We start from the raw sequence: 26,840 nt of genomic DNA, 5'->3' as shown, positions 1-26,840 counted from the left end.
GCGACCGCCGACCGCTTGCGGCCGTGCGACCAACACGACGCAGCGCCGCCGCCCCGGCGTGCAGGCACCCCTCGAGCCGAAGCGGGAGCGCCTCCCGAACTCGTGAACATCGACCGGGCCGCTCGCGAGGTGCCTCCCACGCTCATCGACAAACGACGTCGCAACTCGTGTACAAAGCCATTCCGTGCCTTCGGGCCTGCTGGGAGCGCGGACTGCTTCGTCAACCGGTTCACCTACCGCGCCGCCTTGCCGTCGCCGGAGGGCATAGCGTGCGCGGCATGCGCTTCCGCTGGGACTGGCTCGGGCCTGTGCTGTCCGTGCCGTACGTGCCGACCCTCGGACCGGTCCACCCGGGCGGCCCGCTCGCTGACCTCTTCGCCGCCGTGGTGGAGACCGCCGGGACGGGCCGCTTCCTCCCGCACGACAAAGACAGGCGGTGGGCCGACCGCAAGGCGGAGCACGTCCTGGCCGATGCCGTCGAGCACGAACAGCGGCGAACGCTCGTGCCGACGCTCACCGGACAAGGTGCCGGCGCGGTGAAGGTCTACGTCTACGGGGACGGTGCGGCTGTGGCCGTCGATCTTGCGCGGGAGCTGGCCGCCGCCCATGGTGCGGCGCGGGCGCGCGTCGTGTGCTTCCTCGGGCCGGACCAGCCTGGGGTGTCTGCCGGGGGTGGTACCCGCGTCCAGCTACGGGAGTTCGCTGGCGGTCCCGGGCTGCCCCCGGCGGTCCCGGTCCACGACTACAAGCAGCTGGTCGACGGGGCCGGGTTCGGAGAGTTCGCCGACGCCATGGCGGGGGACGGGTTCGCGTTCCTGTACGGACGGATGCGGGCCGGGGCGGTCGGGCCTGTGCTGACCGTGCTGCATCACGGCCGCGTGGCCGGTGCCATCGGTCCGATGGAGATCATGGCCGACGCCGCCGGTGCGGCGCGCCTGTTGCCCCAGTACTTCGGCGTCCTGCCGCAGCACCGCGGGCGCGGGTACGGGCGGGCCCTGTGGCGCGCAGCGATGCACTGGGGACACCGGCACGGCGCCGCCTACCAGCTCCTCCAGACCGAGGTCGGCGGGGCATCGGACCGGCTGTGCGCGGCGGAGGGCCTGGTGCCGCTCGGAGTCGTCCATCAAGCGGAGGCCTCGGTCGGCCCGCGCCTCGTCCTCCCGGCCGCCGGGAGCTCCGGGGGCGCCTGTCCCGCCGAACGCTGAGACAACCGGTACGCCCCGAACCGCTATGAGCCGCGCGGAAGATTTCAGTGCGGGCAGCAGGGGTGTCGGCCGGACGTGGACCGGTGGGACGCGGCGGCAACGGCGGAGAGGGTGTCGGAGACGAGCGCTATGGTGCGTGGCCGTGGACGCTACTGATCTTGAATACCGGACCCGGACGCGGTCCGGGTGCATCCCGCCGGAGCTGGTCTCTCGGCTGCTCGAACGCGGCCACGTCGACGTGGTGGAGGTGCACGCCGGACGCGGGGAGTGGTTCTGCGCACTGGCGTGGGCGCGGTTGCCGGGGGAGCAGGGCCGGCAGGCCGACGCGTTGGACGTGCTCGCCCCGTACCTGGCAACCGGCTGGTGGACCGCCGTCGAAGCCGCGGCCCAGCTGCTGGAGGGCTGGGGCCGCGCCGACGAGGCGATCGAGATCACCCGGGTCCGCATGGAGGCCGGACACCCGATGGCGCTGGAGTCCTACACGCGCCTGCTCGCGCGGCACGGCCGCGCCGAGGAGGCGTTCACCCTGCTGCGCCGGCACATCGGCGAACTGCCCCTCGGCACACTGGTCGACGTCGCGGGCGCCGCCGGCCGCGACGAGGAAGCCGCCGCGCTAGTCACCGCTCGGACCGAACACCGGTGCACTGACTTCCCGTGGTGCTGCAAAGGCCTCGATCGCGACACGGCATTCGGGTACCTGGCCACCATCCGCGAGCGCCAGGGCCGCACCGACGAGGCGATCGCCCTGCTGCGCGCCAGCAGCACCAGCCTGCTCAACAACCATGAGCAACTCGCCGCGGTCCTGGCACGGGACGGCCGGCTCGACGAGCTCCGGGCCATGGCGGCGACTGACGACTCAGGGTGCGCAGTTCGGCAGCTCGCGAGGTTGCTGGAGGAGGCCGGCGACGTGGAAGGGGCGATCGCGGCATACCGGCAGGCCGGCACAGCGATGGCCGGCACCTCCTATTCGGCTTTCGAACTCGCGCAGCTTCTGGCCCGGCACGGCCGGGGAAGCGAAGCGATCGACGTGATGCGGGGCCAGGCAGACATCTACAACGGGTACGACTGGGTCCTCCATACGCTGGCCGAGCTGTGCCTCGACCACGGCCGCCCCGAGGAAGGCCTGGCACACCTCGACGCCCTCGCCGCCGCCCGCGGGGGCGAGGAGGAGTGGGACCTGTACTGGATACGGCTGCCGCTGATCGCCGCCCGCGACGGCGTCGACGAAGCGGTCGCACAGGCCCGTTCCCACCCCGAGGGCACCACCCGGTACGCGGCGCCGCACATCGCCGAGCTGCTCGCCGGCGCCGGACGTACCGAGGAAGCCGTCGCCGTCCTGGAACAGCACTCCTCCTCGAACTGTCATGACCTGGCCGGGTATCTCATCGACCTCGGTCGCGTCGAGGACGCTTTGGCCATCCTCCTGCAGCCTGCCCCCCGCCCGCCCAAGTGGGCAGGCGGCCTCTGGCACGACGAGCCCCCGTTCTGAGGCCCAGCCCGCTACCGGGTTGCCCTGCAGCGCCGTTCTGCAGCCGGTGCAGGGGTCATCCGACCTCAGTGGGCGATGTGAGTTCGGGTACGTGAGGCATGTATGTGCCGCGGCAGGCCGGGGCCGTGTGGTACTTGGCCCCGGGCCTGACGTCCTGGTGTTCGGTGTGGGCTCAGGTGAGGTGGTCAGCGAGCGCGACGAGGCGGTCGAACTGACGCCGCCGTCGGGAGTAACGCCCGCAGGCACAGTACGGCCCAGCCCCGACAGCCGACCAGCTTGACGATCTATAGGAGCTTCAATAGGCCGTCCGCGCCCGGCACGACACCTCGGACTGGGTCGGCTCCTTCTGGTGGCTGCGGCTCGGCGGCCGTCACCGTGCCCTCGGTGACTGCGAGTCCGCGAGAAAGGTGTTGATCCGGATGTCGCATGGCCGGGGCGCCACGTTCACGCCGACCGCGCCCGCACCGGGCGACCCCGTCCCCGGACCGCCTGCCGGGTCGGTCCTCGTGGCCACGGCCCTGACCACGGACGACAGCTAGACAACGGAGTCCTTGGCGACTTCGGTCATCGGGGCCCGGGTCCGAGCCTAGGGCGGTAAGGTGCGGGCAGTGGCCGTCGCATCGGCCCAAGCCAGTGGCCCGGCCCATGACCGGGGCGCATGACGGCAGAGGTGCCCGCGGCCCCGTACAACGGGGTCCGGACTGTGAGCATCAGTGCGAGGCGAACATCAACTCCCAACGGCCGTACAGCTGTTGAAGCCTTCCGCATGCTGCTCTTCGTCGCGCGCATCGGGTCATGGGGCCGGGCGCGGGAAATGCGAGAGCCGTATGACCAAGAGCCACGGCCGCAAGAGCCGGGCGAGAAACAAGAGCCGTACTCGGGGCGCCGCGTACGCCGCGGCCAACGCCGGCACCCTCCATCACCACGGCAGCGCCCCCTCCAACGAGGACCTGCAGCCAGTCGACCCCGGCCGGTGGGGAGTCGAGACCGCACCGGACATGTGGACCGCGTCCGCGCTGATCGGCGCGCGCATCGAGCAGTGCGCCCCGTGCCTGGAGTCCCTTACAGCGAAGCTCCTCGACGAGGACCCGATCGTGCTAGCGGTGACGGCCGAGTCAGTCTTCCGCCTGCAGCCAGCCGACGAGTGGCCGAACGCGGGAGGCATCGCCGGCAAGTCCACCCAGATCTTCTACCTCCTTGTCCAGCACGTCCGTTACACCGCGGGCGATTACCAGATGCTTCCAGGCGCGGTCGAGCGGATGACCTGTGCCGACCGCGCGGCGCTCCTGGACGACGTGCTGGGCCTGTGGGCGATGTACGGGCCCAAGTACTCCGGTCTGCTGCGCGGCCCGGACGCCAACGCGGTCGGCCTGGCGGACCTCGCCATCACCATCCCGGGCAGCGAGCCGAACGGCGGCGGGCCAGGCACGGCGATCGACGTCTCAGGCCTCACGCACCCGGTTTCTGGGGGCCGCCCTGCAGAAGGGATCGGTCCTGCTCCGCGGCCTGCTGCTCCCGGCCGAAGTGCCCGCCGGCCCGTCCTGCATGCCATTCGTACCCGCCAGCACCAACCGCCCGTGACCACCACCAGCAAGGAGAGCCGGATCCACATGAGTGAGAACACCCCGAACATCGAGCAGCACGCGGAGGGCGCGGCGCGTTCCCTGGTCGAGCTGGTCAGCGCTCTTCAGTACGGCGGGATCAAGTACCCGCTGGAGGCGTACCACATCCTCAGCTACCTCACCCGTGCGGCCGGAGAAATGAGGACCGCTCTCGACCTCCTGCAGACCTCCGTACAGGGCCTCGACGACAGGGGACTCCTGATGCCCGACTACCGGGGCGAGCCGCTGGACGAGGTAATGGAGCGCTTCACCGAGTCGTCCGGCCGGGCGCGGGACCTCGCGGGCGGCCTGCACGGCAACCTGAGCACGGCCCACTCCGCGGTCGGACACCTCGCGTACAACGAGGCATCCGAAGTGCCGGGCGAACCCGAGGGGCAGGAGTCGGCGACGGGAAGCTGAGTCCGCTGGTTCGGCGGGTGTGATCGTCTGCGGATGGTGTGGAGCGGAGGCCGGGGCCGGGGCCCCGGCCTCCGTGCTGTCGGCTTCTGATCGACTTCGGGGCAACCCTGCCCGTCGACTCACCCCACCAAGACCTCCAAAAGTGAGTGAGATTTTCAAAAAACATAGTGACTTTACGTGTTGAGTGAGTGGATTCTGTTACTGTGGAGGGGAGTTGAAGTGTTCTAGGAGGGTGAGTGAGCCAGTCGCCGCAAGAAGAGAACCCGGTCAGCGTGACCACGGCGCGGAACAGCCTGTACTCGCTGGTGAAGCTCGTCGAAGAGGAGGGGCGCACCACGGTGATCACCAAGCACAAGGTGCGCGCTCTGCTCGCGCCGCTGGACCGGTTCCCGGCAGCCCGGAAGACCGATGCCTTCCCGGCCCACGTGCTGAGCGCGGCGCAGAAGGACTTCGGTGACCTCGTCACGCTGGCAGCGCAGGGCGAACCGCAGGTCCTCCTTCGCAACACCACGCCGGTCGCGGTTCTGCTCCCCGCCGACCCCGCCTCAAGTCCCCTCTCGACCGACACGGCCGCGCACTCCGGCGCGGCGACCGCAGGAGGTGCGGTGAACAGCCAAGGCCACCAGGACCACGGCAGCACCCCGCGCAGGCTCGCCACGCTCGGCGACGCCATGTCCGTACTCACCGGTGGCCCGGTCGGCGGCCCCACGTTCGGGCTGCCCGGTCTGGACGCCGCGACAGGCGGTCTACAGCCGGGCCGGCTGACGCTCGTGGCGGCCCCGCCGAGCGTCGGTGGAAGCCTGCTGGGTCTTGCCGCCGCGCGGAAGACTGCGCTCGACGACCACGCCGTGGTCCTCTACGCCGCGTCGGGACCAAACCGCAACGACATCTTCCGCCGGATCATCTCCGCCGAGAGCGGGGGCGACTACCCGCGCCTGAAGCAGGGCCGCCTCACCGAGCACGAGCAGCAGATCGCCCGGCAGTTGGTCCAGGCGGGCGATCTGCTGCTCATCGATGACGGCACCAACCTGAGGGCCGAGGACATCGCGGAGACCGCGCCGCACATGAAAGGCCTGGCCCTGGTGGTCGTGGACCGCCTCCAGGCCGCGCACAGCGCCCGGCTGCCGCTGTCCGGGGACCGTCTCCCGGATGCCTCCCAGGTCCTGGCCGGCCTTGCCCGCGACCTGCATGTACCGGTGCTGGCCGTCGTGGACAGCGACGACCCCACGCTCCTGGGACTCCTGGACGCCGACGTGGTGGTGACGCTCTCCGCGACCGCGGACCCGGGCAAGGTCCAAGTCACGGTCACCGAACGTGACTTCGGCACGATCGGCTCGGCGTACCTGAAGCCTGATCTGATGCACGCCCGCTTCCTCGATGCCGGAGTCGCTTCCCTCGAGCGCGTCGACAGTCCGGCGGGCCCGGGGCTCTCGACAGCCGCCGGCGGAACGGCGGCTCTGGAACTGGCCGAAGCCGCCCTTCCCTACACGTCCGGCGGACACCAGGGGATCCCCGCCGCCCTCACCCACGAGCTGGCGGCATGGCGGACCGCGGTCGCAGGCGGCGACCAGGAAGCCCTCAAGGAGATCCTGCCGTCGCTGCTCCAGGCCGCCGCAGCGGTAGCGGAGATGCCGGACACACATGAGGGGCACCGTCTCGCTGCGGCGCTGCGCCCCTACGGGACGCCCGTGCCCGCCGCCGCTGCCGAAACCACCGGAGGCGCCGCTCAGGCCACTGCTGCCGGTGCTTCTGTCCAGGCCCCGGTTGACAGGGGACAGGCCCAGGACGGTGTGGCGGAGGACGAGGAAGACGGCGAGGACGGTCTGGCGCCGGGGGATGAGGAGGACGAGCCCGAGGGCCACGTCTTCCCCGCTCTGAAGATCCTCAAGGACGCGGTCGGCCGCTCGAAGATGCACCCGATCCCCGTCATCCGAGCCGCCGACCGCGACAGCGGCCCGTGGCCGCTGATCAGTGAGGACATGGACGGTGAGCCCGGCTGGGTCCACCCCGACGTCACCAGCACCCGCGTCGCCCACGAGCGCAACGGCAAGCGGGTGCGGCGCGACCAGCTGGACGTGCCCGCATCGTTCGGGGACGGTCTGATGTGCCTGATCGACCGCAACGGCTCCTTCCCCTCCGCCTGTTCCGCGGTTCCGCTCGCCCCGAACAAGCTCCTGCACACCGGGCCCCTCGACGTCTTCGACAAGAGCCAGGCCGGCATCTACCAGATCAGCGTCCCCGAGTGGAACTACCCGGGCATGCCGCACCCGCTCGGGCGGCTCGCCGAGCGGCCCGACGAGCAGGGACGGGTGTGGGTGACCACCCCGCACGTCAAAATGCTCGAACGCCTCCACCGCGACGGCCACCTCGCCGAACCGGTGGTCATCCATGACTCGTGGACGGGCAAGGCCAACGAATCCCTGTTCAAGCCCTTCTACCAAGCGACCAAGGACGCCCGCACCGAGCTGATCCAGGCCGGCGGCGATCCGTACAAGGCCTACAAGACCCGTCTGTCGATCGCGCTGCGTCTGCTGTGGCCCAAGCGCCCGGAATCGCGCTCCCCGTTCTGGCGGCCGGACTGGCGCATGAGCATGGTCGCCGAAGCCTCCGTCCGCCACTGGACCGTCGCCTTCAAGGCCGTCCAGGCCGGCCACACCCTTATCGCCCTGCGCAACGTCGACGCCGCGATCTTCTGGACCCCCGACGAGACGGCACCCGACACCTACCGGATCGGGACCGGGTTCGGCGAAGTGAAGGCCAAGTTCATCCAACCCGGGACGTTCATCCCGGAAGGTGACGACTGATGGCCGGCCCCACCGGCCACGGAGGATCCCTCGGCGCCGCCCTCAACAACCTCCTGCGCACCCAAGTCACCCCACGCCACCGCCTGTCCACCTACAGCGCCAAGCACTGGCACGCCCAGCTCAGCCAGCTCACCGGCACCCGCCGCGGCTACGAAGCCCTCGAAACCGCCGGCCTCAACGTCCGCCCCGACACCTTGATCAAGTGGCTGTCGGACCCCGAGTACAACGTGCGCCGCGGCTACCGTGACCTCATCCACACCGCCTACGAGAACGTCGCCTTCGTCCCCGCCGAACCCCTCACCGACACCGTCAAGAACGGCCAGTACGAGATCAGCGGCCTGGTCAAGACCGGCGCGGACGAACGCGAACGCGGCAACCGCCGCGCCGCCCCGCTGCGGATCGACGCCAGCCGCGGCGACTGGACCGAGATCGAGACCCTGTGGCTCGCCGGCGACCTGCGCGATGACGACCTCGAAGACCTCTTCATCGACGAGATCATCGTCTCCGACATCGGCGCCGGCACCGACGGCTGGGAGTTCAGCGGAAGCTCGTACACGGTCGAGCTCCGGTGATTGCTGCGTCAGTTCACTCGCCAGAAGCGGTGCAGGGGAGTCCACGACCGGGAGATGCACGGGTGCGAGCCCGAGGCGTACTCGGCAGCCGCCGGACGCCGCTCGAACGTCGTTCGGGTATTCCCGAGCCGAACCCGCCACCGTCCCCCACGCCGCCCAAGCCGTTTTGCGGCGAGGATCCGCCGTTCAGGCCGCGTTGCGTCGCGAGTGGAGCCGGGTCATCTGGGCCTGTCATTCAGGGACGACTCCTCGGCACGCTGCTGGCCGCGGCCCTCCTCACGAGCTGCGGCCAGCAGCCGCCGATGACCAACGCCACTCCGGCGGCGGCTGAACCGAGCCCAGCCCTGGGCCCAAGGCGCCCCGCCCGCAGAGGCCCTGCGCCGGTAAGACCTTCCCGCCCCGGAGGGGTCCGGCCTGTCGGCCACCTCGTAGACGACGACTGTCCGGTGGTGCCCTGTTCCTGGAGGTCGCCGGGGACAGGACGACAATCGATGCTTACTTGGGGCGCCTTACCCGCCGTTCGGCGCTGACCAAGGGATATGTGCCCATCGATTCGTACACGGGAGCGGGAGGCGGGCTGGTCGCTGGACCGGCTCCCTGATGCCACTGGCGGTTCGGCGACCCTGTCACCGGGCGCACCGCCGCGCCGCCCCGCTGCGGATCGACGCCAGCCGCGGCGCCGATCGGCGTCGCCTGTCAGCGCCTCCTGACAGGATGCGCGGATGACCTCAACTGGCCACCAAGTCACCGACAATGACGATCAGCCGCGTGCCCGCCTTCTGGAGCTGGTTGGCGCCATCGAGCCCTGGGACAGCCTGGAGCGCACCCACCTGAAGACCGCCGCGCAGTGGATCGCCAGCGGAGCCCCGGTCTACCGGGTGCACAAGCCGGATGTTCCCGCGATGCACTTGGTGAGCTACTTCGTCGTCCTCGACGACACGCGCGGTCAGCTGTTGCTCGTCGCGCACCGGAACGCGGGCCTGTGGCTGCCGGCCGGCGGACACGTCGAGCCGGGTGAGGACCCGTGGGCCGCAGTGGCCCGCGAATGTCGTGAGGAGCTGGGCATCCACGCCACGGCATCGCCGATCACCGGCAAGCTCCCCCTCTTCCTTACCGTCACCGAAACTCGGGGGCAGGGCGCACACACTGACGTCTCGCTCTGGTACCTCCTCACCGCCAACGCTGACACCATCACCTCCTACGACAAGGACGAGTTCAACGCGATCCGGTGGCTGACCGACGAGCAGGTACTCGAGGAGTCGGACGACCTGCTCGACCCCCACATGCACCGCTTTACCCACAAGCTGCAGCACGCCCGGGCCGGAAGGCATTGCGGGTAGCCTCCCCCGGCCGTCCACGGTGCTGTCCGACGGCACAAGGCCGAGAACGACACCAGCACCGCTCCGGTCACGACTCCCCATGGGGAGTCGTGACCGCGAGGGAGGGGAATTACGTGACGCTCAGGCCGTCGGAAGTGGGGAATTGCGTGAGCGTCGACACGTTTCTCCGAATGGAGTGACTCGTTGGGGATACGTCTCTTCCCACTTGGCGAGCTCGAGCACGGCCGTTTCTTTCTCGGTATCGATGACGACAGTGAGATCTGCCTTGTCGAGACCTGGGTCGCCAGCTTCGGGCCAATGCCGCACGCCCTCGAGAATTTGATCCGCGGGGTGATTCCCCGCAGGATTGATGACGATCAGTAGGATCAGGCCCGCTGACTCGTCGGCGTCCCCTTCCCCTACCGGGCCGACCTGTGGGCTGCTCGAACGCATCCGGCATCGACGTCTGGTGCTGACCTTCACCTTCGGATCGATCAAGCTGCCGTGCTCCTCGGAGGGCTTCGGGTGGCGGTTGTAGGGACCGACGCCATGGCGTTCACGACTTCCTTCACTCGCGCCAGATCAGCCGCTGCGCTTGCCGTTCGGGGAGCGGTCACTGCGACCGCTCCCCGAACGCTTAATTCCTGCGGCTAGAGCTTCTGCTTTCACCATTCTGGCTGCGCACCAAACCGGTTAACCGCTGGTCCGTGAATCGCATAGTTTGTCAGTGCCTGCTGCTCCACTGACGACATGGCAGAACATAAAGCGTCCCTCGACGGCTCCGACCGTGCGGATGCAGACGAATGCGATTCGATGATCCAGGCCCTTCTGGATCGCGAGGAGCGGCGGCTACTCGCCTCGGCATCGACAGTTCCCGATGGCGTTGATGAGTGGCGGGCGCTGGTGGCCGCGGTTGGCTTTGTCCGACGCAGTTCGGTCCTGGCTCGTGGGGCCCCGCTGCACCGGATCGATCAGCGCCAGGCCTGGCAGCGCTTCCCCCGCGGTCTCTACGACCCCCGCACCCTTGCCCTGGCGGCGCTGGAGGCGGTGGTGAGCAGGCAGGAGATGGAGGCGGAGGCGACGACGGAGGAGGTGGTCGAGTTCCTCGCGTCCCTGGCGGCGGGCGCGGCGCCCGAGCGGGAAACCTCGGAGCATCTGGCGGTGTCCCGGTTCGTCCTGCGCGAGCTGCTGAATGACGCCCAGCACGGAGAGGAGTTCGAGGTCTCCTACAGCGACTACCGCGCGGGGCACAGCCGGGTCACGCTGTCGCTGCGGATGCTGGAGGAGGGCATCGGCAGGCGTGGCCAGGCCGTGCTGCGGGCCACCACCCCGGCCATCAATCTGCTGCTGTCCGGGCTGGAGCACGACCTGGAGGACGAACAGGCAGCGAAGGACACGATGCTGCGCCGCCAGGTGGCGAGCGGCCGGTGGGGACGCGCGGAAGAGAGCGCAGCCGAGAGCCTGAAGCTGTCGCTCATGTACTGCGAGCGGGTGCGAGCGGTGCTGGAGGAGACCGAACGCGATGTGCGGGCGGTGGACTGGAGCCGGGACGTTCCCGTGCTGCTGACGGCGTCCCGCGAACACCTCGGTGAGCGCCACCGGGTGGAGCGCGACCTGATGGAGTACATGCGCGGCGTCCGCAACGCCGTGGAGGACGCCGACGTTCTCCGTACCTGTGAGCGGGTGCTGCGGCTGCTGGGCCGGGCCCATCTGCGGCACACACAGCTGCTCGAGAAGATCATCGATGCCCGTCCGGCGTTCTTGCGATCGCAGGCCGACCAGCGCTTCCGTCCCCCGCCGCGTCTGGCTCTCGTGGGAGTGCAGGAGGACGTGCTGGAGCCATTGCTCTGCCTCGAAAACGAGGAAGCCGAAGTGATCGCGAGCCGGTTCGCCGATGCGGTCGGCGGTCCTGTGGTCTCACGTCAGCCGCGGCTTCAGGATTGGTGGGCGTCGCTGCTGGCCCCGGCCCGGGAAACACAGGAGACAGTGCCCGACGAGGACATCGAGCTGATCGCCGACGACCCGGGCGAGCTCTCTGCCTACAGCCAGGAGGACCTCGCTGTAGCGCGCACCGTGCTCATGGAGGCTCTGCGTACCCCGGTGCGGCTGTCCCAGCTGCTTGAACAAGCACTGGATCACGCGGCAGAAGCGGCGGACTTGCTGGCTGTCTCCGTGCTGCGCGCCTATGCCCCTGATCCCGAGGAGGACGAGGAGGACGATGCCGCGGACGAGCTGGCGGACCTGCTCGGTGAACTCGTGGTGGTGCTCGATGACGGCGCCGTCTTCGACATCGGTCCCCTCGCGGGCAGTGACCTGCTGCTCGTCCCCGCGCAGTCGCTGATTCCCGATCCCACTCGCGCTGAGGACGACTTGGAGGTCGTGGCATGACCACCAGCACGTATGCCTACTCTCCCGACGACCTGGCCGACGCGGCCGTGCTGGTGCGGTTCGGATGCCAGCCGCGCCTTCGGCCCTTGCAGTTCCCGCAGTACCGGGACCTGCTGCAGCGTTACCGGATGGACCAAGCCTTCCGCGACGCGGCGGACGCCGCCGCGGACGGTCTGGACCTGGACGTGATGGAGGCGCACACGGTCGAAGGGCTCATCCTGCATCCCCGGGAGGGCTCCTGGCTGTCCTATCGCCTCAAGGACCACCCGAAGCTGGGGGTCAACGACCGCCTCGTCCTCGGGCTCGCCCATGTCGCCATCGCCGCCCGCGCCTACCCCACGGCCGGGGATCTGGAGGAGGAGAACGTCAAGCGGATCTCGCTCACGGATGTCGACGACTTTCTGCGGCGGCTCACCGCCAAGCTCCGCGAGGCGGCCGTGGACGCGGACGGCCTGCCGGTTCCGCACCCCGAACTCCAGGCCGCCTGGCAGCTGTACACCAAGCTCCCGCCCTCCCAGCTGACACGCAAGAAGGGGCAGCTGTCGCAGTCGAGCACTCAGCGGGTGATCAAGGAAGCGCTGGAGTGGCTAGTGGATCAGGGCATGGCCTATCGCGCCGACGAGCTCGGGCCGGGGACCTACCGGCTCGCCCACCGCTTCCGCGTCCAGGTACGCGAAGCAGCCGCCTCGGCGGCATTCACCGCGCTGTGCGACCTGCGCCGCGCCCACCTCGCCGAGGAGGACTGACCATGCTCCAAGTCCGACGCATTCGTCTGGTGAACATCGGCCACCGGGCAGCCGGCTTCAAGTCGCTCGTCCTGGACCTGACCGGCGGACCCAGCTCGATCGACGGCCGCTCCCTGCAGCCGGTCGACGTGATCTTGTGGCTGCGCAACGGCGGCGGCAAGTCGAGCCTGCTCTCGCTGCTCTTCAGCCTGCTGCTGCCGGCCAAGAAGGACTTCATCGGAGCGGCCAAGGCCAAGTCGCTCGCCGAGTACGTCCCCGACGGACAGGTCTCCCATGTGATCGCCGAGTGGGGCGACTCCGAACGTCCCGCATCCGGCGCCGTCCTGCTCACGGGAGGGGTCTACCAGTGGCGCGACCGTCAGCGTCCGGCGGACCCGAGCATCGGCTGGGAACGCCTGGAGCGCCGCTGGTACCTGCTGCGGCCCCAGCCCGGCGGAATGGAACTGGACTCACTGCCGGTCCGCACCGAGGACGGCCAGCTCACCATGTCCACGTACGTCAAGGCGCTAGAGGCAGCCAGCAAGACGGAGCGGCGGCTGCAACTGGCCGTCGCGGACGAACAGTACGAGTGGGAGGAGCACCTGGGGAACCACGGCCTGGACCCCCAGGTCTTCAAGATCCAGAAGGCCATGAACCAAGAAGAGGGCGGCATCACCGACCTGTTCAAGTTCCGCACCGCCGAGGAGTTCGTTGACTTCCTCATCGACATGGTCGTTGATCCGGCCGCGCCCATTGCGGCGCGCGCGGCCCTGTCCAAGCATGCCGACAAGCTGGCCGCCCGTCCCGCGCGGGAAAGGGAGGAACGCTTCCTCGCCGAAGCTGTTCTGAGGCTGAAGCCGGTGCAGAAGAGCACGGCCGAGGTCAATGTCGCCGAGCAGACGCTCTACCAGCAGGCCCGGATCGCCCAGCGGGCAGGCGAGCACCTCCAGGCCCAGGCCGAGCGCCAGGAGCACCAGGAAACCGCCTTGCGCCGCGAGGCGGACACCGCCGAACACGAAGCGCGCGAGGCCGAAGGCCGGGTCGGGGAGCGCAAGCAACGCGTGGCCGAGGTCAGGGAGGTGGCCGAACGGCTGCGGATGGCTGACCACCAGCGAGACCATGCCGCTCGGGTCGAGGCGGTTGCCGACACGGGACGCGAGGCAGCGGCCTGGAACGCGGTCCCCTGGCTCCTGAAGCTTGCAGACCAGGAGACGGAACGCCGCGAGGCCAAGCAGCTCTTGGCCCGCGCCCACAGCGAGCAGGCCCCGTTGCGCGAGGCCGTGGAGCACGCCGGTGCCGAACTGTACGCCAAGCTCGAAGACGGGCTCGCACGGCTTGCGGTCGAGTCCGACCAAAGCCGCACCGCGCTCGAGACAGCCACCGGGCAGGCCCAGGCCGGTGAGCGGGAATACGCGGAAGCAGAGGCTGCGACCGGCCGGGCCGAGAGCCGGGCGCTGTCCGCCAAGGAGGCCCGCGAGAAGGAACAGGCGAAGCTGGCGACTGCCCGCCGCACTGGCCTCCTCGACAAGCAGGAAGATCCCACCCAAGCGCTGGCACGGCTCGTCCACGAGGAAGAAGCAGCCACAGAGCAGGCCGAACAGGCGCGGTGCCAAATGGAAGAGGCCCGCGAGCAGGCCACCGCCATCGCGGCGGAGCGGGTCTCCTGCGCCAGCCGGCTCAGTACCGCCCGCCAGCGGCACGACCAGGTGTGGGACCAGTGGAACGCCCTTGTCCAGGAGCGCCGCGACCTGGTAGCCGATCTCCGCCTGAGGGAGCTGGCCGGGATCGGGGAGACGGCCGGCGAGCTGGACCTGGACGCGGTCGGTGCCGACCTCGTCGCCATGCTCACGGACCAACTGGTGACCGCGGACGGGCAACTGGCCGCCGAACGCGCCCAGGCGTTCGAGGACGAGCGGCTGCGTGACGGCCTGGACCAGGACGGGTTCTGCCCGCCGCCTCGCGAAGTCGCACAGGCCGTCACCGCCCTGCGCGAGTTGGGCGCCCCCGCGGTCGCAGGGGTGCAGTTCCTCCGCGAGACCGTGCCCGCCCAGCAGCACGACGCCGTCATCGCGGCCATCCCCCACCTGATCGCCGGCGTGGTCATCTGCGGACCGGTGCCCGGCGGCGATCTGGCGGCGCTGGCCCGGCGGGCCGATGTCGCCCTGCCGACGGTGCTCACTCTTTCCACCGACGACCAGGCCCGCGCCCTGCTGTCCCAGCCCCTCGCTGACATCGCGGTGCTGCCGCTGCGCCCCTCGGTGCTGGATGCCGAGGCCGGCGAGGAGGAACTGCACCGCGTCAATGCCCGCCTGGCCACCGTGGACGCGCGGTGCACAGCCATCGTCCAACGGCGGGATGCCGATCGCGTTCTCCGCGGGCGGCTGCGCAACCATCTGGACAGGTTCGACGCGCGGACACGGACCAGTCTGGAGGAACTCCTCGCGCAGCTCGACGAGGAGGTGAACACGCTCACCGAGCGCACGAGCGTCCTGGTCAGCCAGGCCGCCGAAGCCGAGAAGGCCGGGCGCCGGGCGGAACACCGGTTGACCCAGCACACGGCTACGTTGCGGGCACTCGCCGCGGCGCTCCCCCAGGTCCAGTCGCTGATGGAGACAGCCCGCGCGGTGGAACACTGGACTGCGCAGCGGCAGCACGCTCAAACCGAGGCCCGGGAACACCGCGTGGCCGCCCAGGCATGCAAAGACCGCTGGCAAGGCGCCCAGGAGCAGCAGCGGGGCGCCCAAGCAGCACTGCGGCAGTGCCAGGACCGCGCGGAGCGCTGGAAGGGATGGGCGCAGGAAATCCGACAGGACCTGTCCGCCGAGGTCCTCCATGCCGCCAGTCCGGCTGCCGTACCCGAAAGCAGTGCGCAGGCCCTGCGTGAGCGCTGGACCCAGGCCCGCCGAGACTGGATCAACGGCATCAGCGACACGGTCCTGCACCAGCGGCTGACCACGGCCGAGACCGCCATCGAGAGCCTCAACCAGAAGCTCGCCGAGGCCGGCTCTGTGGCCCGCACGCGAGCGACGGAACTCGTCGACCACGCCCACACGATGGATACCGAGCACCTCGCCGCCCGCATCGCCGTCGCCGACAAAGCCCTCAAGGACGCTGAGCGGGCGGAGGCGGAAGCTGGGCTGCTGCTGCGGCAGGTCACCAAAGACCATCAAGAGGCGACCACCGCCCTCGACGACTTCCCCGGCGCCAAGGTGCCGGTCTTCGACAGCAGCCAGCAAGCGCAGGAACAACTCCAGTCAGCCAAGCAGCTGCTGGAACAGGACCGCGCCCTCGCCCAGGTACGGCACCTGGACGCCCAGAAGATCCACCGGCGCGCCGACCAGGCGGCCAGCCACGCCGCGCAGCTTCGGCAATCAGTCAGCGCCCTACGTGCGGCAAGCGACCGTCCGGCCCCCGGCCAGGGCGCTGACAGCGGCCCGGAGATGACCGTGGACGCGTTCCTGCTCGAACAGCACACGCTGTCCGCAGTGACCGCGCAGTCGCTGCAACCGATCGACGCCGAACAGATCAAGGACTCTCTCGTCCGCGAGGTCACTCAGGCCGACCGCGCCCTGGAAAGGGCCAGGAACGCCCTACGCAAGGACGTGCAGAAGGTTGAACGGCTCGCACAACAGCCGGAGTACATGGAGATCGTCGACGGACGGCTGCGCGAACGCCTGCAGCAAGACCTCACCACCCCCACCCGGCTGACCACACTCCTCGAGGACATCGAGGAACGTGAACGGCAGGTCGTCGCTTTGCTGGCCGAGTCCGCCGAGGACCAGGCCCGAGTCGTAGACGCCTGTACAAGCACGGTCGAAGCGGTCCTGGACAGCGTCGAAGAAGTCGCCCGCCACTCCCGTCTTCCCAAAAACCTGGGTACCTGGTCCAGCCAGCGGTTCCTGTCGCTGGAGCTGCGCCAGCGTGCCACAGGCGACGAACTGGCCCGCAGACTGTCCGCCGAGGTCGACCGTCTCATCACCGCTCTGCCGGCCAGCGCAGCCGGACGAGCCAGCGCCCTGCCCGAGGCAATGCCCCTGGCCAAGCGACTGGTCCTGGCAGCCCTCGGCGGCCGCGGCAACATCGTCGCGAAAATCATCAAGCCGACCCAGAGCCTGGACACCGTCGAACGCGAATCCGTCACCGAGATCCAGAAATTCAGCGGCGGTGAACTGCTGACCGTGTCCGTGCTGCTGTACTGCACGCTTGCCCGGATGCGTGCCGCCCAGCGCGACCGGCGCATCCCCGGCGGAGTGGGCACACTCGTACTGGACAACCCCTTCGGAAAGGCCAACTACAGGCCCTTCGTCGACCTCCAGCGCCGCGTCGCCGCCGCCCACGGCATCCAGCTCGTCTACACCACCGGATCCAACGATCTGCCCGCCCTGGGCCGCTTCCCCCTCATCATCCGCATGCGCAACGGCGTGGACCTGCGCACCAAACGGCGCTACGTCCAGATCCTCGACCGCTACGGCGACGCCGTAGCGGCCGGCGTCGCCCACGCCCAGGACGACGGCATCACCTCCGCCCACCTCCTGCGCCGCGCCGTCCTGCGCACGGAGACAGAACCAGACACGCAGGCCCCCGAGCAGGAGGCCGGGTGACCGCCACCGACCACATGGCCGCCTTCCTCGCCCAACAGCCGCGCCAGCGCGTCATCTTCGACGCGCTGGCGGGCGCCGCCGACGCGGGCGACTCCAGCCTGGCCACCTCGCCCCGGCGCCGCCGCATCCTCGCCGACGCCGCCCGCACCTTGGCCCACCGCGGGCTGGCCACCCTCCCCAAGGGAAACGACGGCTGGGACTACAGCGCCCACCCACCCCTGCCCCGCTGGGTCAAACGCCCGCCTGCCGCGCGGCCGCCCCGCCATCAGCCCGCCACCCACGCCTATGTCGAACAACTGCGCTTCGCCACCACCCTCCGCCTCACGGCAGGCGACCACGCCCTGCTCGGCCCCATCAACGCGCTGCTGCGCGACCAGCCGGAAGCCGAGATCATCCCGCTGGCCGACCGCTCCTACGAGCTGTACGGCGACGAAAAGCGCCTCAAGAACATCGAGCGCCACCACCTCGTCACCAAGGGACTGCTGGACCTCACCGTGCACCTCCGAGCCCGCCTCACGCCCGCCCCACTGGCGATGTACGAACTCGGGCCGGCGCCCTGGCTGCTCATCGTCGAGAACACCGCCGCGTTCACCAGTCTGCGCGACATCCTCGGCACCTGGCCCGACCGCAGCCAGGTCGGCTGGCTCGGCTTCGGAGAAGGCGACCACCTCATCGCCTCCCTGCCCACCGCCCAGGCCTCCTTCCGCGAGCGCGACCACCCCGTGGACACCCTGCTGCTCTACGCAGACCTCGACCTCAAGGGCCTGTGCTGCGCCCAGAAGGCCACAGAGCGCGCCCACGCAGTCGGTCTTCCCCCGCTCCAGCCCGCCGCCGGCCTCTACCAGTCCCTCCTCACCCGCCCACCGCGCTCTCACCCGCCCATCGCCGCCGACGACGCCCATTCCGCGGCCAGCTGGCTGCCACCACCCCTCGCCGCTCCCGTCGCACAGTTGCTCACCGACGGCTTGGTGCTGCGCCACGAAGCCCTCCCGCTTCCTCAGCTCCGCTCCCTCCTCACCCCCAATGCGCCGCTGCTGCCCCAGATCCGCGACATGGCGATGCCTTCACGCCGGTGATCTCGCAGCTCCCATTTTGATAGCACCGGCACCGAGAGGTTCCAGCAGATGAACCCCCGCTACCTCCCGCCCCGCCCGCCGTCCCCCACCAGCGCTATGTCCCGCTCCGACCCACAGACCTGGAGCGACATCTTCATCACGACCATCGACACCGTCCCCATCGAATGCATCCGGCCGAGCGACACCAACCGGCCCATCTGGAGCATCTACACCCGAGGCAGCTACCGGCCCGAGGACTACCTCGGCACTCTCCAGGCCCGCGACACCGACGGCCTCTGGCACGTCCAGGCCACCGGCGAGCGCCACGCCTCATTCACCGACGCCGTCCGTACCCTCCGACGCCCGCCCACCTGACCCCACGAACACGCCCGCGCCACGCGGTGGGCCCGCAGCCTGCTGGCCGATATCCGGCCTTCACCGCCGTGACCTGGCAGCTTGCCGACTCCGGCACGCTTCTGGTCGCCTGGCGCACCGTGGCCGAGCCGCCGTCGTTCAAGCCGAGGCGGAGCTGATCGCGGAGTTCACCGCGTTTCACGGAGTGCTCCCCTTCGCCAACCGCAACCGGGGTTCCTCGATCTTTGCCCCGCTTCGCCAACTCGTACTCGATCGGCGAGCTGACGCTCAAAGTCGCCCCGGCCTACCTGTTCGACCCTCAAAGCCACCGACGTCCTCGCCCCACCGTGCGCCGCAATTGGCGAGCGCCTCAAGAGCGGCCTGGCTGCCCGCCGCGGTGCCAGCGGATGAAGGCGCGGGCAGAGGCGCCGCACGGGGCGCAGGCCGGGCAGAGCGCCATACCGGTCATCAGCGAGCGTGCCGACAGCAGGAAATGCCGAGCCGGGCCAGGGCCGACTGTTCGTCCTCATCGCGATCAGCTGCAGGTGGCCGACTTCCTCGTCGCTGACGTCGCCAAGACTGCCTTGTGCGTTGGCGGCCTGGTGTGCAGGGGTCCTATTCTTCGTTTGTGCCGCGTTCCTGGAGGCTGGTCGGCCTGTCTGAGCGAGGAGTGAGCGGTTGAGTAGGGGGGCTTCCCCGATTGGTTCGGGCGGGGGCGGCACGATCTATGAGTATCGGGTTGCGGCACTGGATCTGGTTGGCCTGCTGTGTGGCGTGCAGGTTCCCGGTCTCGATGTGGTGCCGGACTCCGTCTGCCTGCAGAAGGCCAACGACTTCCCGTTGGACGACGTCGTCGTCCTCAATCGCCAGGGCTCCTACGAGCTGGCCGTGCAGCGGCAGGTCAAACGCACGCTTGAGATCGTGTCCAGTAGTGGCCCGTGGCGCAAGACGATAGGGCAGTGCTTGGCAGGTCTGGAGTCCTTCGGCGACGAGGTCGACGCTGACCGGCACCGCCTCGGCTTGACCGCCTCCGGACCTACAACCGGCCTGGAGGCATTGCGAGATCTGGCCGCGTCCGCTGCTGCACAGAAAAGTGTGGCCGACTTTCTACAAGAGCTGCCCCGCCTGGGACAGTCCTACCATCGTGTGTGGAAGCACCTGACACGAACTGTCAGTGATCTCCTCGCAGAGTCCGAGGGCAACGTTCCTGAACAGGAGCTGGTGCATCGCAGCGCCTACCGGATTGCTCGCCGTCTCGTCGTCCAGATCGAGCCCACGGATCAGATCAGTCCTCGCTACCCTGCTCTATGCGCCGCGCTGCAGGAACGCGTGCTGCACGCGGACACTTTGGTAGACGCCGCTGGAGTGTTCCGGATGGTCGAGGAACTTGCTCAGGAGTGGGGTCCACGGGGCGGTGCCATTGATGCGGCCATGCTGCGTAACCGGCTGCGTGCGCGGGGTGTCGCGCTTCGTGGCGATCCGCCGGCCCGATCTGCTGTGCTGGTCCGCCGAGGCGTTAAACAGCCTGGGGCGGAAACGCTCACCCCGGCAGCGCAGGTGCAGAGCCTCACCACTCACGCCGGCCGTTCCGCGCGGTCGGATGTGATCGGAGAGCTGAAGCCCTCCGACGCGCTGCGCTTGGAAGTACACCCTGCTGTGGAAGCGGATGTCGGACCCGGTGCGCTCGCTGCGCTTCCTCCCTACATTGCCCGCCCTGATGGCGTGGACGGCCGGCTGCGGCGCATGGTGGCTCAGTCGGCCAACGGGAGCCGACTGGTAATGGTGGTGGGTGGTTCCTCCACCGGGAAGACACGGGCCTGCTGGGAAGCGGTGCGGGCCGAACTCTCCTCTTGGCGCATTGTGCATCCGCTGGCCCCGGACCGGCCCGCAGCTCTCCTGCGTGCCTTGCAGGATGACGTGCTGGAGCCGCGCACGGTGCTGTGGCTAAACGAAGCCCAGTTGTATTTCATGGTGAAGGACTACACGGCCCAGGTTTCATCGGCACTTCAGGCCCTTTTGACGGACAGCCAGCGAGGCCCCGTTCTGGTCCTGGGCACCATGTGGCCAACGTACTGGAACCACCTGGCGGACGACCCGGCGGAGGGGGACGAACTGCATGACGGAATGGGCGCCGTGCATCAGCTTGTCGATCTTGCCCTGACCATCACGATGCCTCCCGCGTTCAATACGCGAGAACTGGCCGATGCTGCAGCGCTAGTCGCTTCTGACCCGCGCCTGAGACTGGCACGAAGCCGTGCCGCCAGCGGACGCATCACTCAGTTCCTGGCCGGTGCCCCGCACCTGGTGCGCCGATACGAACAGTCCGACGGGGCTGCTCGTGCCATCCTTCATGCCGCCATGGACGCGCGCCGATGCGGACACGGACCACTGCTGACCGAAGAGTTCCTACGGACCGCAGCCGAGGGCTATATCGATGAGGCCACCTGGCACACGCTGGACGAGGACTGGTTTACCTCCAGCCTGGCCGAACTCCTCAAGCCGCGCCGTAAACTGCCCGGGCCGCTGACACGGTATCGGCCCCGTCCGGGTGAGCCACGCCCGCATAGCTCGTTGTACCAGTTGGCTGACATCCTTCACGAGAAGAGCCGGACAACCAGGAAGAGGAAGCCTCCTGCCTCCTCTCTGTGGGCAGCGGCAGCGACTCACTCCCGCACGGACGCTGATATGCGGGAACTCGCCGAGGCTGCGCGCACCCACCAGGCGGTGGATTGTGAGGCGCTGTACCTGCGGGCAGCCTCGAGCGGTGACTCTTCCTTGCTGAGGTGGTTCATCCGCCGGCTCATCGCCCTCGGGCAGTTTCAACGCGCGGAAGAACTCATCGAAGAGCGTTGTCTCTCAGGTCTACTCCTCGGTGAGCTCTCCGCAGCTGTTGGCCTTGCTGGACGGTACGGGGACAGTGAACGCCTGGCCCATCGTGCGTTCGCCGTCAGCGGCGACCGGTACGGTCACCGTCGCCTAACCCACCATCTGCTCAGTCTGGGCATGCGCCGCGATGCGGCACGCCTCTACTCATGGGCCGCCGACCATGGCGACCCGTCGGCCGCTCGGTGGCTCGCTGGACACTATGAAGCCCAAGGAGTCCGGATCACCGCAGAACGGGTAGCGTGCGCCGCTCTTACACAGCACGGTAGCCCCGCCGCCCTCCTCGCCCTGGCTCAGATCCGGGTTGCTGCCGGAGAAGTCACCGACGCGGCGAGACTGTCCCAGATCATCGCTGACCATGGCCATGCCGACCGCCTCGTCGCCCACGCGCGCGAGCGTTCAGAACACCGGGATCACGCCGGCGCGCTGTGCTTCTACGGTGCTGCTGCCGCGGTCGAGCACCCCAAGGCCCTGGAGTGGATGTCATGGCGCTGTGACGGGCAAGGCGACCACCGGCGCGCCGAGGACCTGGCACACGTCGCGGCGGCCCGCGGCAACAGCCACGCCCTGCACGGCCTCGCCATCCTCAGATTTGCCAAGGGCCACCTCCAGGACGCCGAGCGACTGAACCGCGCTGCCGCACAAGCAGGATCGCTGTCCGCCCGCGGATGGCTCGCCCGTAGAAGCCTGCTCGCATAAGCCCCCGTCGACGCCATCTCATGCCGCCCGACCGAGTGCCGGCCCCTCACCAGTTATCCAGCGTGCTCATCAATCCAGTCTTGGGGGATGAGAGCCTCTCCGTTGCGCCAGTTGTAGCGGACGCAGTCTTGGTACCACTTGTCGGGCAGGTTGGCGTGGTCGCTGACGATGAGCTGGAAGTTGGGGGCGAGGTCGCGGGTGAAGCGGTACATCAGCTCGAACATGCCGCGGACGGTGTTGCGGTCGGCGTCGGAGCGGATGAGGTCGGGGTCGCCGCTGTCTCGGGCAACTTCGGAGGGGTAGAAGGGCTGGGTGACCTGGTCCAGCAGGAGCATGCGGGGCACGGGCCGCTGGTGGAGGGTGAAGTAGCGGTGCAGGGCCAGGTGGGCGACGAGGTGGTAGCCGACCCAGTTCTCGCCGCTGCCGATGCGCAGCAGAGGGACGATGCCGTCGTCGGAGTCGGCGAGGACGGTCAGTTTGCGTACGTCGAGGCGAATGCTGCGTGCGCTGTGCTCGAGGTTTAGTTCTTGGGCGTAGGCGGTCATGTCGGTGCTGATGTAGGTCAGGGCGTGATCGAGCCGGTCCTGCATGGCCTCGGTGTCGAGTTCGGCTTCGAGGTCGTCGACTTGGGCCTGGGCGAACGCTGCGGCCGCTCGCAACTGCAGGAGACTGCCTTCGTAGGTGTCTCCGGTGTCCGGGAGCTGACTGAGGTGGGCGTCGATCCGGCCTCGCAGGAAGGCCTGTTCCTCGGCCTGGGCGCGGAAGCGGGTCCGGCCGGCTTCCAGCTCGGCCAGTGAGTTGAGTGCTCCCTCGACGCCGCGGAGTTCTTCACGGGCGATATCGGCCTGGTCGGCGAGTTCCCGCAGTGTCTGCTCGCGCCGGGGTCGCACCGTGCGCACGGAGGTGAGCTGGCCGCGCAGCTCGTTCAGGGTCTGCTGCATGTCTTCGACCGCGTGGTCGGGCTGGGGCAGGTGCGATCCGCACAGCGGGCACGCAGCGGATTCAACCCGCGGGTCGGCGTCGGGGAGCAGGTCGACGGCGTGCAGCCGGGATATCCCGCGCTGTACCACCTCGGTGTAGCTGTCCTCCGCGGCTTCCTGCCGTATGAGGAACTGCCGCTGTTCGCCGATCTCGCCCAGCTGGGCACGTAGTTGGGAACGGCGCGCTTGCAGGGGCGCGATGCGCTCTGCGTGGGAGGGCTCCTCGCCGGGGGCCGGCGGTGGGAAGCGGACCGCTTCGCGCAGGGAGTCGAGCAGCGCCTCGCGGCTGTCGAACTCTTCGTCGGCCGATATCAATCCAGCCGTGCGGGCTTGGGCCAACAGCAGGTGCAGGTGGGCGTCGAAGTCGCCGTCGGCTGTCTCGGCCATCTTCAGGTCCTGCTGCCTGCGCCGCAATTCGCGCCGCTTGGCCGTCAGTTCGTGCTGCTTTTGCGCCTGGTCCTCGCCGACGGCACCGAGGAAATACGGCAGGGTGGAGGTCAGCCGCGCTCCTGCGTCGCGTTCGCCCTGCCGGTGGAACAGGATGCTGCGTGTGGTGATCTCGTCCTGGTTCTGCAGGCACAGCGGTACCGCGTGCCCGAGGTGGACTGCGAAGGGCGCCTGCAGACTTCCGGGCTGGGGTTCGCTGCGGACGTCGCCTAGGCCGATCCTCCGCCCGAGCTGCTGGCGCAGCTCGTCGGAGTCGCAGTTGTTCGCGAGCCGCTCGTAGGGCAGCGGCTGCAGGGTGGAGCCGAACTCGAGCATCGCTGTGGAGATGGACTTCTTGCCTTTGGCGGGGAGCCGGCGGGCTACGAACGCCCGCGTGTCGGGCAGCTGCAGCAGCACGGCCACCCATTCGACGGTCCTGGTGATCGGGCCGACCGAGACGGGGGCGTCGTCTCTTCCCAGGCAGAAGTCGACGATGTCCAGGACGATGCTCTTCCCGGTCCGTGAACTGCCCGTGATGATGTTGAGCTCGCCGAGCCGGAACGTCAGCTCGCGGACCTTGCCGCTCTTGCTGTAAAGGATCAGAGACCGAAGCTGCACGGTGATCAGACTCTCACGCCCAGTAGTGCCAGGAGGGTGGAAGGCTGATCTATGGTCGCCGTCCATTTGCCCACCAGGCGCGCCGCTTTCAACAGCTCCTGCAGTTCTCCTTCGGCACGTCGTGTGGAGAAGGGCACGGCATGCAGGGCCCCGGTCTCCAGGCGGATCAGGCCGTAGCGCAGAGCTAACCGCAGCCCTTCGCGGAGCACAGGCAGCGTCGAGTCGACCCGGGCGCCGAAGCCGGCGAGGAGGGCGGGATTGCGCCCCGCCCACGCCGGCAGGTGCGTTCTGATACTGGACGGCAGCGCCTCACGTGTGGAGCGGTGCAGCACCAGCACGGGAAGGACCATAGCCAGCGGCCAGACCATGGCCCGCCCCCGTTTGAGCTCGTACTCCTGGGCCATCACGGCCTGCACCGCACCCACCATCGCTGGATTCAGGAACGCGGCGAAGGCCTGCGGCTGCTGTGCGCGGCTAGGCATGTACGGCCCCGACAGTCAGATCCTGAACCCGTTGCAGGAACTCGGGATGCCATCCCACGCGGGCTTCATCCGCCAGGCAGTGGTGCTGGCCGCGGTGGAAGAAGATCTGGTCATACTTGTCCCGAATCCTGACCGTGACACTCTCCAGCACCTGCCACAGCAGTTCTTCGCCCGCGTCCCGCCGATCCTTCTCACTCGCATCCGCTGGCAGCCGTCGGACCATGCGGGCAAAGAGCCGCTCCCACTCGTCAACCAAGTCGGCCTGATAGCGCTCCAGGTCGTCCAAACCGATCAGGTCGTTGTCAGCCCAGGCCGCTGCCTGCTTGTAGGCGCGGTAGTAGTCCATCATCGCCTTCTCCAGCTCGGACCCGCCGAGGTTGACCCACCGCAGCTGATGGACGAAGTACCGCTCGCTGTAGTCCACGCCCCCCTGCTGAGCGGCCTGCCAGTCGCCCCGCTCCACCAGAGTGGGAAGCCGATCGGCGGCGTAGTCATCCCGGATCTGCTCCACCCGCCGCTTCACTGTCTCCACGGAGACGCTCGTCCGGCGCTTCTGCAGCATCTCGACGACCTGGTCGTACCACCACGCCCACAACTGCTCCATGAACACCGTCTGCGGACCGTCGCCGGACGGGAGAGCGAACAACAAGCACTTGCGCACAGCCCCATCGAGGCCGTCGATACCGAGCGTGCCGTCGATAACGCGCATACGCTGAACGAACGTCGCGCGCTCACCGGCCGACAGGGCAAGAAAGCGTGCCCGAGCCTCAGCAGTCTCCTTCGACTTCGACTCCGCCGCGGCCGTCTCAAGCCGTCGCAGAGCCACACCAGGATCTCGGCGTGGGCTGCGCAGCGCCGCAGCTGCCGAACCGTCGCGCGCGTGTTGGGTGGTGACGAGTGTCAGCCACGGCCCCTCTGCATCACCGGGATCATGGGTGTCCATCCAGGACCTGATCGTGCGCCACAGATCGTCATCACGATCGCCCAGCGTGCGCGTCGCTCGTTGGTGAAGCTTGGTCTGCAGCAGGTCGACAGGACGGCCAGCAACCTCCCAGGCCACATCGTCGTGCAACTCGAGACTGATCGCTCCGTCAGGCCGTTCGGAAGACCCACGCAACAACTCCAACAGAGCCCACTTCGCCTGGTACAGATAGCCCAGAGCGGAGGCTGACGCATCGTGAGATACCTGAGAGGTCATGATCCAGTCTCCTCACGTACCACGCACCGTGTCTAGCCGCTTGCATGCCGTGGACGCCAGTGAGCCTGCCGAGTCACGGTGTCCTGCCCAGTCAGATGGAGAGGATCTGGATAACACCGAGATGCCGATGAGGCTCCTGGGCACGGGGATGCCGTGCTGGTGGGGCACCTGCTGGAGGACGGCCTTGTCGATGGCCGCCCGTGCGGGCTTAAGGTCCGGGAGCCAAGGCCGCACGCCGAGGCGGGCGAGGTCGTCCTGCAGCGGGATGAGCGCGGGAAACTCGTGTTCGACGACGGGGACCACGCCGTGCGGTCACAGTCCCAGCCTCACTATTTTCACCACTTAAGAGGTGAAATCAGTGAGGGCCGCGACGGGTGTCTGTCGGGACCGGAGCGGGTCGCCGAGCTCGGATCAGCCTGTGGAATAGCGATCCCCGTGGATGAAGTCGAACACCCACAGGTGTACTTCGGCCGGTTCTTCGCAGGTGGCGCAGACGCCGGGGTAGAGGAGCGCCTCAAAGCAGTTGTGCGCGAAGCCGCCAGGGCCGTCGTAGTCGCGTTGCGCGGCACTCAGGCAGTCCCGGCCGAGTCGGCAGCGACCGCAGCAGTCGTGTCCGAAGATCGTCGGGTTGACCTTCTTGCTGCACCCCTTGTGGGTGCACACGAAGTAGCCGCCTGCATGGTCGGTCCACCGGCGGGTGATCAGATCAGCGTCTTCCTCGACTGCGTCGGCCGCAGTGGCGTGTGTGTCGGCGGGGGCGAGGAGGGCCTTGACCGCCATAGCGGCTACGGTGCCGATCACGATCACACCCGCTTTGCCAACCGGCCTGAGTAGGTTCCACGTTTCAGCGATGCGCTGGCGCACAGGTCTTGCCTCATCGTTGCCTTCCGTCCGCGGGTCGGAAGGGTGTGGGTCATCGTCGAGGGAGCGGGATGTCGTATCGTCCGGCGCTGCCATCTGACAGGTCGTCCTCTCTGCTCTGGGATCCGGCATCTTAGAGGCCGGCCGTGCTCGGCAGTGT

17 protein-coding genes are annotated in these 26,840 nt (G+C 68.8%); 12 read left to right on the top strand and 5 right to left on the bottom strand.

Features of this window, described 5'->3' with window-relative positions; genetic code table 11:
• The first annotated feature begins 278 nt into the window (after window positions 1-278).
• The 6 genes from QQM72_RS27585 to QQM72_RS27560 all read left to right on the top strand — a co-directional run bounded on the left by QQM72_RS27585 (window position 279) and on the right by QQM72_RS27560 (window position 9,431).
• Entirely contained in the window at window positions 279-1,205 is a 927-nt protein-coding gene (locus QQM72_RS27585; protein ID WP_314223541.1) for a GNAT family N-acetyltransferase, read from the top strand.
• A gap of 142 nt (window positions 1,206-1,347) precedes the next feature.
• Window positions 1,348-2,694: a tetratricopeptide repeat protein gene (locus QQM72_RS27580; RefSeq protein ID WP_314223540.1), complete on the top strand. Its 1,347-nt coding sequence runs from the start codon at window positions 1,348-1,350 to the stop codon at window positions 2,692-2,694.
• An 827-nt stretch (window positions 2,695-3,521) separates the two neighbouring features.
• Window positions 3,522-4,715, top strand: coding sequence for a hypothetical protein (locus QQM72_RS27575; RefSeq protein WP_314223539.1), 1,194 nt, complete (start codon window positions 3,522-3,524; stop codon window positions 4,713-4,715).
• A gap of 236 nt (window positions 4,716-4,951) precedes the next feature.
• Window positions 4,952-7,519, top strand: a complete 2,568-nt coding sequence (locus tag QQM72_RS27570) for a DnaB-like helicase C-terminal domain-containing protein (protein WP_314223538.1) — start codon at window positions 4,952-4,954, stop codon at window positions 7,517-7,519.
• Window positions 7,519-8,091 carry a hypothetical protein gene (locus QQM72_RS27565; RefSeq protein WP_314223537.1) on the top strand — a complete coding sequence of 191 codons (573 nt, stop codon included), beginning with the start codon at window positions 7,519-7,521 and terminating at the stop codon, window positions 8,089-8,091. Before QQM72_RS27570 ends, QQM72_RS27565 begins: the two co-directional genes overlap by 1 nt.
• A gap of 722 nt (window positions 8,092-8,813) precedes the next feature.
• Entirely contained in the window at window positions 8,814-9,431 is a 618-nt protein-coding gene (locus tag QQM72_RS27560; RefSeq protein WP_314223536.1) for an NUDIX hydrolase, read from the top strand.
• Between the two features lie 120 nt (window positions 9,432-9,551).
• On the opposite strand, the gene QQM72_RS41045 is transcribed toward QQM72_RS27560, so the two are convergent.
• On the bottom strand, window positions 9,552-9,908 hold the full coding sequence (locus QQM72_RS41045) for a hypothetical protein (protein ID WP_314223535.1): 357 nt from the start codon (window positions 9,906-9,908) through the stop codon (window positions 9,552-9,554).
• Between the two features lie 252 nt (window positions 9,909-10,160).
• Between QQM72_RS41045 and QQM72_RS27550 the strand changes: the two genes are divergently transcribed.
• The 6 genes from QQM72_RS27550 to QQM72_RS27525 all read left to right on the top strand — a co-directional run bounded on the left by QQM72_RS27550 (window position 10,161) and on the right by QQM72_RS27525 (window position 22,115).
• A complete protein-coding gene (locus QQM72_RS27550; protein ID WP_314223534.1) occupies window positions 10,161-11,798 on the top strand; it encodes a hypothetical protein in 1,638 nt (545 codons plus the stop codon).
• The gene (locus QQM72_RS27545) at window positions 11,795-12,544 is read left to right on the top strand and encodes a hypothetical protein (protein ID WP_314223533.1); all 750 of its coding nucleotides are present in this window, start codon (window positions 11,795-11,797) and stop codon (window positions 12,542-12,544) included. Before QQM72_RS27550 ends, QQM72_RS27545 begins: the two co-directional genes overlap by 4 nt.
• Before the next feature lie 2 nt (window positions 12,545-12,546).
• Window positions 12,547-17,124, top strand: a complete 4,578-nt coding sequence (locus tag QQM72_RS27540) for a hypothetical protein (RefSeq protein ID WP_314223532.1) — start codon at window positions 12,547-12,549, stop codon at window positions 17,122-17,124.
• Window positions 17,121-18,200: a hypothetical protein gene (locus QQM72_RS27535; protein ID WP_314223531.1), complete on the top strand. Its 1,080-nt coding sequence runs from the start codon at window positions 17,121-17,123 to the stop codon at window positions 18,198-18,200. Before QQM72_RS27540 ends, QQM72_RS27535 begins: the two co-directional genes overlap by 4 nt.
• Window positions 18,201-18,248: 48 nt before the next feature.
• Window positions 18,249-18,554: a hypothetical protein gene (locus QQM72_RS27530; protein WP_314223530.1), complete on the top strand. Its 306-nt coding sequence runs from the start codon at window positions 18,249-18,251 to the stop codon at window positions 18,552-18,554.
• A 657-nt stretch (window positions 18,555-19,211) separates the two neighbouring features.
• The gene (locus QQM72_RS27525) at window positions 19,212-22,115 is read left to right on the top strand and encodes a hypothetical protein (RefSeq protein WP_314223529.1); all 2,904 of its coding nucleotides are present in this window, start codon (window positions 19,212-19,214) and stop codon (window positions 22,113-22,115) included.
• 53 nt (window positions 22,116-22,168) lie between these two features.
• Here QQM72_RS27525 and QQM72_RS27520 read toward each other — a convergent pair whose 3' ends face one another.
• The 4 genes from QQM72_RS27520 to QQM72_RS27505 all read right to left on the bottom strand — a co-directional run bounded on the left by QQM72_RS27520 (window position 22,169) and on the right by QQM72_RS27505 (window position 26,683).
• Window positions 22,169-24,139, bottom strand: a complete 1,971-nt coding sequence (locus tag QQM72_RS27520) for a DUF3732 domain-containing protein (protein WP_314223528.1) — start codon at window positions 24,137-24,139, stop codon at window positions 22,169-22,171.
• Window positions 24,140-24,144: 5 nt separating this feature from the next.
• Window positions 24,145-24,621: a three component ABC system middle component gene (locus tag QQM72_RS27515; RefSeq protein WP_314223527.1), complete on the bottom strand. Its 477-nt coding sequence runs from the start codon at window positions 24,619-24,621 to the stop codon at window positions 24,145-24,147.
• On the bottom strand, window positions 24,614-25,819 hold the full coding sequence (locus QQM72_RS27510) for an ABC-three component system protein (protein WP_314223526.1): 1,206 nt from the start codon (window positions 25,817-25,819) through the stop codon (window positions 24,614-24,616). Before QQM72_RS27510 ends, QQM72_RS27515 begins: the two co-directional genes overlap by 8 nt.
• Before the next feature lie 411 nt (window positions 25,820-26,230).
• Complete coding sequence (locus QQM72_RS27505) at window positions 26,231-26,683, bottom strand: hypothetical protein (RefSeq protein ID WP_314223525.1); 453 nt, start codon at window positions 26,681-26,683, stop codon at window positions 26,231-26,233.
• Between the last annotated feature and the right edge of the window lie 157 nt (window positions 26,684-26,840).

The organism is Streptomyces zaehneri (genome assembly GCF_032248645.1).
Taxonomy (GTDB): domain Bacteria; phylum Actinomycetota; class Actinomycetes; order Streptomycetales; family Streptomycetaceae; genus Streptomyces; species Streptomyces coriariae.
Note: the sequence above shows the minus strand (reverse complement) of the source record. Positions and strands in the feature narration are given on the sequence as shown.

Excerpts from the sequence above, each read along its gene's own strand:
- QQM72_RS27515 (WP_314223527.1), bottom strand. The coding sequence starts at position 24,621 with ATGCCTAGCCGCGCACAGCAGCCGCAGGCCTTCGCCGCGTTCCTGAAT.
- QQM72_RS27545 (WP_314223533.1), top strand. The coding sequence starts at position 11,795 with ATGACCACCAGCACGTATGCCTACTCTCCCGACGACCTGGCCGACGCG.
- QQM72_RS27585 (WP_314223541.1), top strand. The coding sequence starts at position 279 with ATGCGCTTCCGCTGGGACTGGCTCGGGCCTGTGCTGTCCGTGCCGTAC.
- QQM72_RS27565 (WP_314223537.1), top strand. The coding sequence starts at position 7,519 with ATGGCCGGCCCCACCGGCCACGGAGGATCCCTCGGCGCCGCCCTCAAC.
- QQM72_RS27550 (WP_314223534.1), top strand. The coding sequence starts at position 10,161 with ATGGCAGAACATAAAGCGTCCCTCGACGGCTCCGACCGTGCGGATGCA.
- QQM72_RS27540 (WP_314223532.1), top strand. The coding sequence starts at position 12,547 with ATGCTCCAAGTCCGACGCATTCGTCTGGTGAACATCGGCCACCGGGCA.
- QQM72_RS27560 (WP_314223536.1), top strand. The coding sequence starts at position 8,814 with ATGACCTCAACTGGCCACCAAGTCACCGACAATGACGATCAGCCGCGT.
- QQM72_RS27530 (WP_314223530.1), top strand. The coding sequence starts at position 18,249 with ATGAACCCCCGCTACCTCCCGCCCCGCCCGCCGTCCCCCACCAGCGCT.
- QQM72_RS27510 (WP_314223526.1), bottom strand. The coding sequence starts at position 25,819 with ATGACCTCTCAGGTATCTCACGATGCGTCAGCCTCCGCTCTGGGCTAT.
- QQM72_RS27575 (WP_314223539.1), top strand. The coding sequence starts at position 3,522 with ATGACCAAGAGCCACGGCCGCAAGAGCCGGGCGAGAAACAAGAGCCGT.